Origin of the sequence: Lentzea sp. NPDC003310 (assembly GCF_040610935.1) — a bacterium.
Taxonomy (GTDB): domain Bacteria; phylum Actinomycetota; class Actinomycetes; order Mycobacteriales; family Pseudonocardiaceae; genus Lentzea.
Window position 1 is genome coordinate 23193 of sequence record NZ_JBEXNC010000026.1, and the last position, 13834, is coordinate 37026.

Below are 13834 nucleotides of genomic sequence, written 5' to 3' on the forward strand. Positions count from 1 at the left end.
ACCGACAGCCCAGCGCGGTGCCCATCCGGTGCCCGATCCGGTGGGCAGTGCTTTGGTTACTGTCGGGTGCATGCCCTCACTCGGACACACCTTGCGTGAGCTGCGGCGGTGGTCGTTCACGGGTCGCGACGAGGAGGTCGCGGTGTTCCGGGAGGCGCTGGGCGGGCCTGGCGTGGTCTTCGTGCACGGTCCCGGCGGGGTGGGCAAGAGCGCGTTGCTCGACGTGTTCGCCGACCTGGCCACCGAGAAGGGCTTCGAACCGGTCCGGGTCGACGCCCGCCACCTGACCCTCGGGCGGGAGTCGCTGCCCGTCCTCGCGGACGGCGCTCCGGTGGTCCTCCTCGTCGACACGTACGAGCTGCTGGAGCCGGTCGACGACTGGGTCCGCGAGCAGTACCTGCCGTCGCTCCCGGAGTCGTGCCTGGTGGTGATCGCCGGTCGGCGCGAACCCGGACCGAGGTGGCGGGCGGACCCGGCTTGGCGGACGGTCATGCGGATCATCGCGCTCGGCAACCTGTCCGAGCCGGACGGACGCGCCTACCTGAGCTCCCAGGGCGTTCCGGCGGAGGCGTACGAGCGGTTGCTGAAGATCAGCAGCGGCCACCCCCTCACCCTGTCGATGGTGGTGGACGCCGTCCGCCGGGGTGTCGAGCCGCGCTCCCTGTCGGACCTCCCGGACCTGGGCGCGTTGCTGACGGAGCTGATCGGCGAGGTGCCGAGCACCCGGCACCGCACGGCGCTGGAGGTGTGCGCGCTGGTGCTCGTCACGACCGAGGACCTGCTGCGCTCGATGATCGGGGACGACGCCGGTGAGCTGTTCGCGTGGCTGCGGACGCAGGTGTTCGTCGACGAGTCCCCGTACGGGCTCCACCCGCACGACGTGGTCCGCGACGCCATCATGGCAGACCTGCGCTGGCGCGACCCCGCCCGGTACGCCGACCTGTACCGCCGCAAGCTCGCCGTGTTCCACGAGCAGGTCCGCTCGACGGCGGCGGAACGGGAGCAGCTCGACCTGATGGTCATGACCGTGGTGCTCAACGGCTCCCGTTCCCCGTTCACCGCGCTGGCGTCACTGCCGCCGACGATGGGGGCGTACGCGGACGGCCTCCGCGACGACGACCGCGAGCCGGTCGTCGCCATGACCGCGCGGTGGCAGGGCGACGAGCAGGCCGAGCTGGTGGCGCACTGGCTGCGGCGGCGGCCGGAGGCGTTCCGCGTCTTCCGCGGCGAGGCCGGCGACCTGCTCGGCTTCGGCGCCTGCCTGGACCTGACCGAGGCCGATCTCGGAGCCGATCGGACCACCGACGCGATGTGGGAGCACGCCGCGGAGCACGGGCCGCCGCGGGCCGGTGACCGGGTGCGCGCCTGGCGCTTCTTCCTCGACCGCGACCACGGGCAACGTCCGTCCCGGTCGCTGACCCTGTTCGTCGCCTGGCAGATGCTGGAGGTCATCCTGATCGGTGACGACACGGCGTGGAGCTTCGTCGGCGCGTTCGGCGACGGTGAGCTGTGGTCGCCGGCCATGGAGTTCCTGGGGTTCCAGCCGCTCGCCGAGGTGGGAGGGGCCCCGGTGTTCGGCCGCGACTGGCGCCGCACCGGGATCACGGAGTTCACGGACAAGCTGCACGCCCACCACACGGGTCGTCCGGTCCTCGGCGGTCCGGTGTTGTCCCGGACGGAGTTCGCCGAGGCCGTCCGCTCCGCCCTGCGCACCCTGCACGCCCCCGAACTGCGGTCGAACCCGCTGGTGCGGTCGCGGATGGTGCTGCGGACCGGAAACGCACCCGCCGAAGCCCTGCGGGACCTGCTCACCGAAGCCGCCGCCGCGCTGAAGCCCGAGCTGAGCGCGTTGATCGACCGGACGTTCCTGCACCCGGCCGGTGCCCAGGAGCGCGTCGCGGCCTCGCTGCACCTGTCGTTCAACACCTACCGGCGGCACCGCGACAAGGCGGTCGCGCAGCTGACTGAGTCGTTGTGGGAGCGCGAGACGGGACGCCGTTAGGGCTTGCGCGCGAACGGCAGCGAGGGCGACTCCGGCGCGTCCACCTGCAACAGCCCCGCTGCGATCGCCACCGCCCTGTCCCACTCGGGGTCCGAGGTGTAGTCCGCGTGCCCCGACACCCCCGACCGCCACCGCCGGCCGGGGAACGGTCCCCGCTGCGGGTCCGGCAGCCAGTGGTCGCCGCCCAGCACCAGCGCCCCGGTCGGTCCGCGCAGGGCAGGCGCCAGCGCACCCTCCGAGCCGTCCTCGCGGTAGCCGACGCCGAGCAGCATGCCGTCGAACACCTGCCGCCGCCACGTCATCACCGCGCCGCCCAGCGGGTCCGTGCCCCGGCACAGCGCACGCCAGCGCCCGTCGAGGCCACCGGCCAGCCGGGCCAGCGACGCGTGCGGCACGACGGCCGGGAACGCGCGCGGGTACGCCCACTGCAGCTGCGACCCGGCCGTCAGCAGGCCGATCCGTTCGCGGTCGTGCTCCGGCAGGTCCTCCAGCAGGCGGGCGGCCGCGACGGCGACCAGCAGCGACCCCTGCGAATGTCCACAGAGGACGACGCGGGTGCCGGGGTCGCGCAGGTGGTCCTGCACGCGGTTGACGAGTTCCGGCACCACCTTCAGCGCGTAGCAGGGAGGCACGATCGGGTGGGCTTCGCGCGGCCAGAACTGCGCGATGTCCGCGATGATCCCGAGCCGCCGGCCCGACTCCGGCTGCCGCGCCGCGAGGTACACCGCGCGCAGCAGCGACACGGCGAGCAGGCCGAGCACGAAGACACCGAACGCCGAGAAGGGGTACGTCCACGACGCGAGAGGCACGTTCTGCAGTCGCAGCAGAGAGGCGAGCACGGCACCAAGCACGAGCACGGACGCGATGATCAGGATCATGTGATGGCCGTGGTTGCGTTCCCAACGCGCCCACCACCACGCACGCGTCGCGGCACGAAGGTCGCGCATACGGCCGGAGTGCAGCAACGAGGCCTCACGCGCCCAGACCTTGCCCTTGCGGAACGCCCGCCACCGCACGGCACCGGTGAACGACGCCACCGCGAGCGTGCTCAGCAACGCCAACGCACCGGCCACACCCCACAACAGGGTGATGTAGTGGTACCCGACGGGTAGATCGAGTCCGTCGCCCAGCGCCTTGCGGACCGGCAACGCCACCCCGGCGCCGAAACCGCCGCCGAGCAGGCCACCGATCGCCAGCACGGGCGCCGCGAACCAGCCACCGGCCCACGGCCGCAGCTCGCGCGGCAGGGAGCGCCAGGTCTTGCGGGCCAGCAGGGCCGCGGGTACCAGCATCAGCCCGAACAGCACCAGCACGAACGCCATCAGCAGCGCCACGACCTGCACGGTCACGTCCGCGCCGGGCACGCGCAACGGCAGGTGCTCCTGCAGCCCCAGCGTCGTCAGCACCAAAAGCACCGAGAACACCAACAACACCCGCCGCGGCTTGCGGCCCAACGCCGCACGCAGCCACCGTCCGCCACGATGGGGCGCACCGCCCGTGGGGTCGTCCAGCAGCAGCACGCCGAGCACGGCCACACCGACCAGCACCAGCGACACGACCCACGCGACGGTGATCGCGACGCCCATCCCGCCCGTGGCCGTGAGCTGCTTCAACGGCCCGCCGAGCGCGATCAGCGCCGTCACCGCCAGCGCCGCCACGACGTGCAACGACCGCAGCGCCGGCGTGTCCGGGTCGGTCGCCACGTGCGCGCCGGGCAGCCCGGACGACGGTTGTTTGTCCTGCTCCTCCGCCTCGGCGATCTCCCGGCGCTCGATCCGCCACTCGACGTGCGAGATGCGCCGCATCACCGCGATCACGACGAGGATCGGCAGCAGCCCCAGGAAGGTCCGAAACCACGGAAAGGTGCGCACTTCGGCCGGAATGCTGGTCAAACACGCGGTTCCGGGACGCAGGCACTGCGCGGCGAGCAGGTCGAGGCTCACCACCGAGATCTGCGCGACCAGCAGCGCCGTCAGCAGCAGCGCGAACACCCGCAGCAGCGAGCGCAGGCCGATTCCGAGCAGGTGAGCGGGCAGGTTCCGCTCGGGAACGGGCGGGAGCATCCAGTGCGCGACGTTCGCGATGCTGAACGGGAAGAGCAGCGCCCACGTGGCCTTCGCCACACCTCCCGACGTCATTCCACCCCACAGATACCCCTCGACCACGCGGGGGATGGGACGGCCCTCGGTCTGCAAGACTGGTCCGGGCGCGGGCCTGCGGAGTCTGTCCGCCGGGCGCACGATGCGCCCGAGCCCGTCTCCCGCAACGTCCACGGCCGCAACGGCGTCGACGAGCGTCTGCGGCGTCGTTCCCTGGACGCCGTGCACGCGCAGTTCGACGACACGTGTGTCCGGGCCGGCAATCAACACCCGAGACCTCCCTCACTGACGTGGGGGCCATAGTGGTGCATCAGAGGGCGGTATGGTCGGACGACACCCTCTCTGAAGTGCCTTGGAGGACTTCGCAATGACCGCGGACCGGTTGCAGACCCGCAACGGCATCGACTTCGCAGTGGCCGACCTGTCGCTCCACGAGTTCGGTCGCAAGGAGATCCGTCTGGCCGAGCACGAGATGCCCGGCTTGATGGCGTTCCGCCGCGAGTACTCCGGGGTGTACCCGCTCAAGGGCGCCCGCATCTCGGGCTCGCTGCACATGACGATCCAGACGGCCGTTCTCATCGAGACCCTGGTCGACCTGGGCGCCGAGGTGCGCTGGGCCTCGTGCAACATCTTCTCGACGCAGGACCACGCGGCCGCGGCCGTCGTCGTCGGCCCCCACGGCACCGAGGAGGAGCCCAAGGGCGTCGCCTGCTTCGCGTGGAAGGGCGAGACCCTCCCGGAGTACTGGTGGACGGCCGAGCAGATGCTCACCTGGCCGGACGGCAAGGGCCCGAACATGATCTTGGACGACGGTGGCGACGCCACCCTGCTCGTCCACAAGGGCGTCCAGTACGAGGCGGCCGGTGTCGTTCCCTCGGCGGACGAGAACGACTCGGAAGAGTGGACCATCGTCCTCGACACGCTCCGCGCGTCGCTCGAGAAGGACGCCAAGAAGTGGACGAACATCGCCGAGGGCATCCGCGGCGTCACCGAGGAGACCACGACGGGCGTCATGCGCCTGTACCAGCTGGCCGCCGCCGGTGACCTGCTGTTCCCCGCGATCAACGTCAACGACGCGGTCACCAAGTCGAAGTTCGACAACCGCTACGGCATCCGCCACTCGCTGGTCGACGGCCTCAACCGCGGCACCGACGTCCTGATCGGCGGCAAGGTCGCGGTCGTCTGCGGCTACGGCGACGTCGGCAAGGGCTCGGCGGAGTCGCTGCGCGCCCAGGGCGCCCGCGTCATCGTCACCGAGATCGACCCGATCTGCGCCCTGCAGGCCGCGATGGACGGCTACCAGGTCGCTCGTCTGGAGTCCGTCCTCCCGATCGCGGACATCGTGATCACCACGACGGGCAACAAGGACGTCGTCACCGTCGACCACATGGCCCAGATGAAGCACCAGGCGATCCTGGGCAACGTCGGCCACTTCGACAACGAGCTCGACATGGCGGGCCTGCAGCGCTACCCGGGCATCCGCAAGAACACCATCAAGCCGCAGGTCGACGAGTGGGTCTTCCCGTCGGGCCGCACGATCATCGTGCTGTCCGAGGGCCGCCTGATGAACCTGGGCAACGCCACGGGCCACCCGTCGTTCGTGATGTCGAACTCCTTCTCCAACCAGGTGATCGCGCAGATCGAGCTGTTCACCAAGTTCAAGGAGTACGACAACGAGGTCTACCGCCTGCCCAAGGTGCTGGACGAGAAGGTCGCGCGCATCCACCTGGAGGCGCTGGGCGGCGAGCTGACCAAGCTCACCAAGGACCAGGCCGAGTACATCGACGTCGACGTCGAGGGCCCGTTCAAGCCCGAGCACTACCGCTACTGAGTCAGTGACGCGACGAGCCCTCACCCGGCACCGGGGGAGGGCTCGTCGCCTGTCTGGGGGAACCGGCGTTGTTCAACCGCTTCGTCTCCGCGTACCCGCTCGACCCCGGCACGCCCTCGCCGCCCGAGAACATCGCGCCGCTGCGCCAGGTACCCGGCCTCGCCGAGCTGGTCACGATGGCCGCGGGCTGCTCGTTCGGCGACGGCCTCCTCCGCGTGTTCACCGACGACGAGGCCCGCCGCGCCCAGGCCCTGGCGAACCTGATGTGGCCGGACTGGGCACCGCGCACCCGCCCGTTCGCCGGCGACTGGACCGGCCGCCAGTACGCGCTCGACCTGCACCGCGGCGCGCTGCTCCTCCTGCTCGACCCCGGTGCCGCCCAGATCTACGAGCTCGACGGCACCATCCCCGAACTGCTCGACGAGTTCATGACCGACGACCCGGACACCTTCCTCGCCCACCACCTGTTCACCGCGTGGCGCGACCGGCACCCGGAACCGCTGCCGACCGGCACGTGCGTCGGGTTCAGGCAACCGCTGTTCCTGGGCGGAGCCGAGGACGTGGAGAATCTGGAAGTGATCGACGAGCAGGTCTACTGGGACCTCCACGGCCAGTTGTGGGCGAAGGTGCGGGACCTCCCCGACGGCACGTCGATCAGCGGCGTCGACATCAGCTAGGGAGCGGCAGCGGTGGGATTCTTCGGCACCTACGCCTACGAGAACGGCGACTGGAAGACCCTGTCGGAGGGCGAGCTACCGCCCCTCGCGGAACCGTCGCTGTGGATCGACATCCACGACAGCGACATCACTTCGGTCGTCTACGCGCCGGCCGGCACGGGTTCGGGCGTCGCCTACCTGGGCCTGACGCCGCGCACCTACTTCGAGAACCCGAACGCGTCCGACCCCACCGACACCCTGCGCGAGGCCGCCGGCCTGGCCGCGTGGTGGGGCCTCGTGCACGGCGGCGGGGACGTGCCGGGCAAGCAGGCCGAGCTGCTGCAGTACCTGGCCGAGGACGAGGACCCCGAGGACTTCGAGCTCGACGAGGCCGAGGACATCGATGAGGAAGCGGTGTTCGTCGAGGTCAAGACTCGGAGGTTCCTGACGGCGCTGGACCTGCCTCTGCCGGGTGAACTCAGCGCGTGAACGCCTGCCAGGCCTCGACGCTGAACTCCAGCTCGGGGCCTGCGGTGTTCTTGGAATCGCGGACGCGCACAGCCTGGGAGAACGCCACCTCGACACACGCACTGTCTTCCGAGCCACCACCGCTGTAGCTGCTCTTACGCCAGGTGCAGTTTCCGGCCACTGAGGTCCTCCCGCGATCGGCTGGCGAGGTCCGCCACCAACGACCGCGATTGTTCCTCATCGAGCGCGAGCGCATCCAACAGCTTGAAGATCGATATGCAGTGCTTCACCCCGGCCAGGTCCTGCACGAACACCTGAGCCAGATCTGAACCCTGATAGGCAGAGCTGCTGCGCTTCTCGTACTCCCACAGCATGTACTCGGCAGGCAGAGCGCCCGCCGCTCCAGCGGACTCCGGCACCACGCGGATGACGTGTGTGTGGAAAAGCAGCCTCATCAGCTGGTCCTCCATGATTTCGTCACTACCCACCTTGAGCCGTAGCGCGTACTCATGGATGTAGAAGACGCACTGGGGGCGGTTGGGTCGCAGGAGGATCGACTGCCGCTCCATGCGGAAGCGGACTGCCCTCTCGATCACCTCAGGTGCGAGAAGCCCGCGTGCCTGGAAGAGCGCCACCGCGTACTCCCTCGTTTGCACGAGGCCCGGCATGGACGTCATGGTGAAGCTGGTGATCTTGTCAGCCGTCGACTCGGCCATTGACATCGTGCGCAGGTTGTCGGGCACCTGCACGAAGTAGGGGTTGAAAGCGGAGCGGTACCGCTCCAGGAAGTCGGTGATGAACGCCTGGCTGCGGCCGCACCGCCCCAGGTACTGGATGATGTCGATCTCGCTCGCCCGCACCTTGCCGTGCTCGATGTTCGAGACCTTCCCCGGATCCCACCCGAGCATCCGCGCGATCCTCCGCCCGCGGAAGGTCGTCCACTGCTCGCGGATCTGACGCAGCTCGTCGCCGAGGTCACGGCTGTAAGGGGTGGACGGATCACCGTTCATGCAGTCCGACGTTAGGCGTTGGAGACCGAACAACATCGTGCCCAAACGGGTGGAATTGCGTTGACGTGCGGGTTTTACTGGCGGGGTGCGGACGACCATCATCAAGAGAACCCTGCGCGTGCCCACTTCGGACGGTGCGCCGGGTGACGGTGCCGCCGTCGCGCGCCAGCTGGACGCCGCGCTGCTCCGGTCGGGCTTCAAGGCCTCCCGTGACCTGCTCGAACACGTCTCGGGCCTGCACGACGCCGAGGAGTTCGCCGCCGGCACCGTGCGCGCGGTCAAGGAGCTGATCGGCGCGCGCGGGCAGCACAACCCGTACTTCAAGGAGTTCCCGCACAACGTGCCGGACACGCTCGCCTTCTGGTGGGAGTGCGTGCGCGACGCGGTGGCGCAGGGCGTCGAGCCGACCGGCAACCTGCTCGACCTGCCCAAGTACGGGCGCGTCCAGCACACCTACGAGGAGATGCTCGCGGCGCACGACGAGCTGGTCCCGTCGCTGAAGGACCGCATCACGGTCGTGCGCCTCGGTGGCACGCTCGAAGAAGAAGTGCAGCGGCTGTTCGAAGAGCTCGCGAGCAGTCCGATTCCGTTGGCGGAGAACGACAGGGCGTTGCTCGGCGAGCTGGCGGTGCTCGCCGCGGACGTCGAGCTCGACGTGCCGGTCAGGGAGAACCGCGCCATCCTCAACGCCGCGCGGCTCGTCGCACAGCGGCCGTTGCAGGACATCGACACCGTCACCGACGTGCTGCGACTTGCCGCCGAGGCGTCCGGGGGTGACGTCACGCTCCAGGAGCCGACGCTGTTCCGGTCGTTCCGCCGGCCCGAGCGCAGGGCGCTGCTGCAGGCGCTGAACGAGGTCGCGGAGAGCAAGCTCGGTGACGTCAACCAGCACCGCGAGGCGTGGAAGCGTCTCGGCGAGCGGTTGCACCCGCACGAGTACCCGTTCGAACGGGCGCAGGACGTGTTCGCGGTGGCGCGCAAGGAGAAGGTCGCGCGGTCGTTCGCCGGGCAGGTCGAGCTGGCGTTCGCGGACGGTGACGCCGACCGGGCCGCGCGCGTCCTCGCGAACGCGCCGGGGTTGTTGCTGCGCGCGCTCGACCGGCTGCTCCGCGCCGGCGCGAGCGACCTCGACGCGCTCGTCGCGAAGGCCGTGCCCGAGGTGTCGAGCCGCGTGCTCATCTCGGTGCTGGAACACCTGTCGAACCGGTCCGCGCCCGACGCCGCCCGCGTCTTCGCGACGCGGGCCCGCCGGGTGTGGATCGCCGACGACGACCGCGCGCCGCTCGACCCCGCCCGCCTCGCGCCGATCGTCGAGGTGATCGAGGACGAGCTGGTCCGCAGGCTGCCCGAGTGTTCGGAGCTGCGCGTCGACGACGAGGTGCTCGACGTCGTCGTGCCGGTGTCCGGGACCGAGGAGGGCTTCGGCGTGCTCCCGCGCGGCTCGAAGCTCACGTTCGAGGGTGACGTGCTGCGGTTCTTCGTGCACTGGCGGCAGCACGCCAAGCGGACCGACTACGACCTGTCCGCCGTGCTGCTCGACGAGAAGTTCGCTTACCAGGGCCAGGTGTCGTGGACGCAGCTCAAGGGCGGCGGCGCCTTCCACTCGGGTGACGTCACGGACGCTTCGGACGGCGCCACCGAGTTCGTCGACGTGCACCGCCTGAAGACGAACGCGAAGTACGTGGTGCCGCAGGTGAACGTCTACTCCGGCGAGGGGTTCGACGACGTCGCCGAGTCGCTGTTCGGCTTCATGACCCGCGACCTCGACCAGATGGGCAAGCCGTTCGAGCCGACCACCGTCCGGGCGCGTTCCTCCATGCGCGGCAAGGGGAAGGTCGCGCTGCCGGTGATGTTCGAACGGGAGGGCGACACCTGGTTCGGCACCTGGCTGCACCTCTACCTGCGCGGCTCGGCGTGGGGCAACCGCGTCGAGGAGAACCGCGACATCGTGAAGCTCATCGCCGCGGCGGCGTTGCGGCGCAGGTACTTCACCGTGGCGCGGGTGCGCGACCTGTTCGCGCGCAAGGGATCCACAAAGGACGCGCCGCAGATCCGCATCGGGCTGGCACAGGACGAGACCGGAAGTGTCACCACCGTGGCGGAACTCGGGAAACTGCTGTCGGACTAGAGGTGTTCGCTGCTACCGTGGCGAACGCGAGGCCATGAGAGGGCTTCCTTCTAATTCCGGAACCGGAATGCTCTTCGGAGCGCCGGTCATTAGCCCTCTCGCCTTCCTCGCCCCTAGCTCCACTCGACGGCGATGCCCGCGATACCAGGTCCGACGTCGCCGAAGTAGGCGCTGACGACGCCGCCGAGCCCGCACACGAGCTCGTCGACGTCGACCGGCGTCGCGTCGGCCGAGGCCAGGAACTGCTTCATGCAGCGCGCGGGCATCGCCCTCCGGTGGAACGACAGCTGCACCAGGTACGAGCCGCAGGTGTCGCGGAACGTCCGGTGGTGGCCGGGCGTCGCGTTGCCCGTGTCGTCGACGATCGTGAAGCTGAAGACGTGCTCCTCGCCCGCCGAGAGCCTCCGGTCGAACAGCATCTCCACCGCGAGGTTGCGGGAAGCGCTTTCCCGGCGCAGTCGCCCCTGCCGGCAGCCCTCGCCGGCTCTCACCAGCGCGTTCTCGATCAACGAGCCCTCGTCGCCGTGGTGCATCGCCAGGTACCGGTCCGGTCCCTGCCGGATCGCCCGCACGACCAGCCGCGTGGTGATGGAGCGCTGCTCGCGGTGCATGCCCATCTGGACGGTGTCGTGCACGGCGAGCACCTCGAGGTCGGCGTTGCCCCGCGCGGCCTCCGGCACCGAGTCGAACGTCGCGAGCAGCGGCGCGGGCTCGGGCCAGGTCGCGACCGGACGTGGCGCGTAGGTGTTCGCGGTGCGCGGGCCGATGAGGTCCAACAAGGACGACGGCGGTAGGCGCAGCACGGTCTCCAGCGCGCGCACCGTGCTGATGGCGCGCGGTACCTCGGGATGGCGCAGACCCCGTTGCCAGTACGAGAGCGTCGACTGGCCAACTTGGACACCCAGTTGCTCGAGGTGTGCGCGCAGCCTTGCCAGCGAGAGGCCACGGTGGGCGATCGCCTCGCGCAGTGCGCGGTGGAACGGCCCGTAGCGCAGCGTCTCGGCGAGAGGGGTCGGCAGACCCCCGGTCGGGAGCCCGATCGGTTCGTCGACCGATCCGGCGTGCCCGGAATCCGCGGCCACCGCGGCACCTACCCTTCACACGCGCCGTGTGACTGTTCACCGTAGTCACTCGTTCTGGTGATCGAAAGATCGGATTTCGCCCGTGTGGGGGACCTGCTGCGGCCGTGTGAGTGGCCGGAACCGGTCCCGTTAGGGTTCTGGCGTGGGAAAGCTCGTAGTCATCGAAGGTCTCGACGGGGCCGGCAAGCGCACGCTCGCCAACGGACTGACCGAGGCGTTGGCCTCCCAGGGCAGGACCGTGGCGAGCCACGCGTTCCCGCGCTACGGCGTCAGCGTGCACGCCGACCTGGTCCGCGACGGGCTCTACGGCCGTCTCGGCGACCTGAGCGACTCGGTCTACGGCATGGCCGTCCTCTACGCGCTCGACCGGCGCGGCGCGGCCGACGAGATCCGCAAGGACCTCGAGGAGCACGACGTGGTGCTGCTCGACCGGTACGTCGCGTCGAGCGCCGCGTACAGCGCCGCGCGGTTGCACCAGGACGAGCACGGCGAGTTCGTGCGGTGGGTGCACGAACTGGAGATCGAACGCTTCGGACTTCCCGTGCCCGATCTGCACCTGTTGTTGCGCGTGCCCGTGGAGGTCGCGGCCGAGCGGGCGGCGAAGAGGGAACAGGCCGACGAATCGCGCGCCCGTGACATTTATGAATCCGATGGCTCGCTGCAGGCGCGTTGTGGAGTCGTTTACGACGGATTGGCGAACATCGGCTGGCTTGCTCCGTGGCAAGTGGTGGACGGGCGGTCAAACGTGAACTTTTATTCGCTTCTGGAACCGCTGTTCACTCCTTGAGTGGTCGCTCACGTGCGTACCGATTGACACGATCGAGTGTCCGGTAGGTAACTGTGGGTGTATAGGAGATCGCAATTTGAAGCGTGTACTGCAGCGCCCCCCGGTCGGTGTCGCCCGTACGGCGGTGCTGATCGCTGCCGCCCGCGCCAACGAGCAACGTCACGACGACCGCCTCTTCGACGACCCCCTGGCCGCGAAACTCGTGGAGGCCGCCGGCTCCGCGAACGACCTGAACGGCGTGCGCACGCTCGCGGGCGACCACTTCGTCCTGCGCACCCGCTATTTCGACGACGAACTCCTGGACACGCCGCGACCGCAGGTCGTGATCATGGCGGCGGGCCTCGACACAAGAGCGTTCCGGTTGCAGTGGCCGCCGGGCACGACGGTCTTCGAACTCGACTTACCCGAGATGGTCGAGTTCAAGGAGGACGCGCTGCGCGATCAGCACGCGCAGCCCACCTGTGAGCGCGTGGCCGTTCCGTGCGATTTGCGGGACGACTGGGCGACCGCGTTGATCCGCGCCGGTCTCGACCCCAAGAAACCCACGGCGTGGTTGTTGGAGGGCCTCTTCATGTTCCTGCCGCCGGACGCGGGGGAGAGGCTCCTCTACTGGGTGAGCGCGCTGTCGGCCCGAGGCAGCACGCTCGCGCTCGAACACGTCAACCGCGCGTTCCGCGACCTCCCGCAGATGAAGCCCGTGCACCAGCGGTTCGACGCGCTGGACGCCCGCTGGCAGTCCGACGTGGAGGACCCGGTCGAGTGGCTCGACGGCTACGGCTGGGCCGCCGCCGTGACGCACCAGGTCGACCTGGCCGCGCGGCACGACCGGGCGGTCCCGGCGATCACCGACCCGCGCAGGGTGGGCGACGCGCGCATCTGGCTGGTCTCCGCCGTTCGCACGGGGTGACGACGCCGGGGTAACGAAAGGTGATCCTCGCGCGGTTACTCCCGCGACGAACAGGTCAAACGGGGCGAGGTGGGGTACGTGGAACGACAGTTCCGGCCGGTTACCGAACGAGCGCACACCGCCACCAGCGGCAACGGAACGTGGGCGGTGCGCGAACGCGCGACCGGCAGTGCGACGATGTTGGGTATGAAGGCACGCGTGCTCGTCGTCGATGACGACCCCGCCCTGGCGGAGATGCTGACGATCGTGTTGCGCGGGGAGGGCTTCGACACCGCGGTGGTCGCCGACGGTGCCCGTGCCCTGCCCGCGCTGCGCGAGCTCAAGCCCGACCTCGTGCTGCTCGACCTGATGCTGCCCGGCATGAACGGCATCGACGTCTGCAAGGCGATCAGGTCCGAGTCGGGCGTGCCGATCGTGATGCTCACCGCGAAGAGCGACACGGTCGACGTGGTGCTGGGCCTCGAGTCCGGCGCGGACGACTACGTCGTCAAGCCGTTCAAGCCGAAGGAACTGGTCGCCCGCATCCGGGCGCGCCTGCGGCGCACCGAGGCCGAGCCGTCCGAGGTGCTGCAGATCGGCGACCTCACCATCGACGTCCCCGGCCACGAGGTGCTGCGCGAGGGCCGGCCGATCCAGCTCACGCCGCTCGAGTTCGACCTCCTCGTCGCGCTGGCCCGCAAGCCGCGCCAGGTGTTCACCCGCGAGGTGCTGCTCGAGCAGGTGTGGGGCTACCGCCACGCCGCGGACACGCGCCTGGTGAACGTCCACGTGCAGCGGCTGCGTTCGAAGGTCGAACGGGACCCGGAACACCCCGAGGTGGTGTTGACTGTCCGCGGTGTCGGGTACAAGGCCGGCCCTCCGTGA

Annotated in this window: 12 protein-coding genes; 8 read left to right on the forward strand and 4 right to left on the reverse strand. The window is 69.7% G+C overall.

The genetic code is table 11. The features are described from left to right. Positions 1 to 70: 70 nt before the first annotated feature. Positions 71 to 2002, forward strand: coding sequence for an ATP-binding protein (locus tag ABZX02_RS39355; RefSeq protein ID WP_355306443.1), 1932 nt, complete (start codon positions 71 to 73; stop codon positions 2000 to 2002). Here ABZX02_RS39355 and ABZX02_RS39360 read toward each other — a convergent pair. Further along, a complete protein-coding gene (locus ABZX02_RS39360) occupies positions 1999 to 4371 on the reverse strand; it encodes a hypothetical protein (protein WP_355306445.1) in 2373 nt (790 codons plus the stop codon). The genes ABZX02_RS39355 and ABZX02_RS39360 overlap by 4 nt on opposite strands. 97 nt (positions 4372 to 4468) lie before the next feature. Between ABZX02_RS39360 and ahcY the strand changes: the two genes are divergently transcribed. The 3 genes from ahcY (at position 4469) to ABZX02_RS39375 (ending at position 7077) form a co-directional block, all read left to right on the forward strand. Then, positions 4469 to 5932 carry an adenosylhomocysteinase gene (gene ahcY / locus ABZX02_RS39365; RefSeq protein ID WP_355306447.1) on the forward strand — a complete coding sequence of 488 codons (1464 nt, stop codon included), beginning with the start codon at positions 4469 to 4471 and terminating at the stop codon, positions 5930 to 5932. Between the two features lie 68 nt (positions 5933 to 6000). Next, positions 6001 to 6609, forward strand: coding sequence for a T6SS immunity protein Tdi1 domain-containing protein (locus ABZX02_RS39370; RefSeq protein WP_355306449.1), 609 nt, complete (start codon positions 6001 to 6003; stop codon positions 6607 to 6609). A 12-nt stretch (positions 6610 to 6621) separates the two neighbouring features. Further along, positions 6622 to 7077 carry a hypothetical protein gene (locus tag ABZX02_RS39375; protein ID WP_355306450.1) on the forward strand — a complete coding sequence of 152 codons (456 nt, stop codon included), beginning with the start codon at positions 6622 to 6624 and terminating at the stop codon, positions 7075 to 7077. On the opposite strand, the gene ABZX02_RS39380 is transcribed toward ABZX02_RS39375, so the two are convergent. Together ABZX02_RS39380 and ABZX02_RS39385 are read right to left on the reverse strand one after the other, a co-directional pair. Further along, positions 7067 to 7165: a DUF397 domain-containing protein gene (locus ABZX02_RS39380; protein WP_355306452.1), complete on the reverse strand. Its 99-nt coding sequence runs from the start codon at positions 7163 to 7165 to the stop codon at positions 7067 to 7069. The genes ABZX02_RS39375 and ABZX02_RS39380 overlap by 11 nt on opposite strands. Positions 7166 to 7211: 46 nt before the next feature. Beyond that, on the reverse strand, positions 7212 to 8066 hold the full coding sequence (locus ABZX02_RS39385) for a DUF5753 domain-containing protein (RefSeq protein ID WP_355306454.1): 855 nt from the start codon (positions 8064 to 8066) through the stop codon (positions 7212 to 7214). 85 nt (positions 8067 to 8151) lie between these two features. Between ABZX02_RS39385 and ABZX02_RS39390 the strand changes: the two genes are divergently transcribed. After that, entirely contained in the window at positions 8152 to 10194 is a 2043-nt protein-coding gene (locus tag ABZX02_RS39390; protein WP_355306456.1) for a DUF3322 domain-containing protein, read from the forward strand. A 113-nt stretch (positions 10195 to 10307) separates the two neighbouring features. On the opposite strand, the gene ABZX02_RS39395 is transcribed toward ABZX02_RS39390, so the two are convergent. After that, positions 10308 to 11276, reverse strand: coding sequence for a hypothetical protein (locus tag ABZX02_RS39395; protein WP_355306458.1), 969 nt, complete (start codon positions 11274 to 11276; stop codon positions 10308 to 10310). A 142-nt stretch (positions 11277 to 11418) separates the two neighbouring features. Here ABZX02_RS39395 and ABZX02_RS39400 point away from each other — a divergent pair, with 142 nt between their 5' ends. The 3 genes from ABZX02_RS39400 (at position 11419) to mtrA (ending at position 13834) form a co-directional block, all read left to right on the forward strand. Continuing rightward, positions 11419 to 12063, forward strand: a complete 645-nt coding sequence (locus tag ABZX02_RS39400) for a dTMP kinase (protein ID WP_355306459.1) — start codon at positions 11419 to 11421, stop codon at positions 12061 to 12063. Positions 12064 to 12139: 76 nt separating this feature from the next. Beyond that, positions 12140 to 12970 carry an SAM-dependent methyltransferase gene (locus ABZX02_RS39405; protein WP_355306461.1) on the forward strand — a complete coding sequence of 277 codons (831 nt, stop codon included), beginning with the start codon at positions 12140 to 12142 and terminating at the stop codon, positions 12968 to 12970. Between the two features lie 186 nt (positions 12971 to 13156). Further along, positions 13157 to 13834, forward strand: a complete 678-nt coding sequence (gene mtrA, locus ABZX02_RS39410) for an MtrAB system response regulator MtrA (protein WP_030471262.1) — start codon at positions 13157 to 13159, stop codon at positions 13832 to 13834.

What these genes read in the sequence shown, in the direction of transcription:
- mtrA (WP_030471262.1), top strand. Translation starts at nt 13,157, where the DNA reads ATGAAGGCACGCGTGCTCGTCGTCGATGACGACCCCGCCCTGGCGGAG.
- ahcY (WP_355306447.1), top strand. Translation starts at nt 4,469, where the DNA reads ATGACCGCGGACCGGTTGCAGACCCGCAACGGCATCGACTTCGCAGTG.
- ABZX02_RS39355 (WP_355306443.1), top strand. Translation starts at nt 71, where the DNA reads ATGCCCTCACTCGGACACACCTTGCGTGAGCTGCGGCGGTGGTCGTTC.
- ABZX02_RS39385 (WP_355306454.1), bottom strand. Translation starts at nt 8,066, where the DNA reads ATGAACGGTGATCCGTCCACCCCTTACAGCCGTGACCTCGGCGACGAG.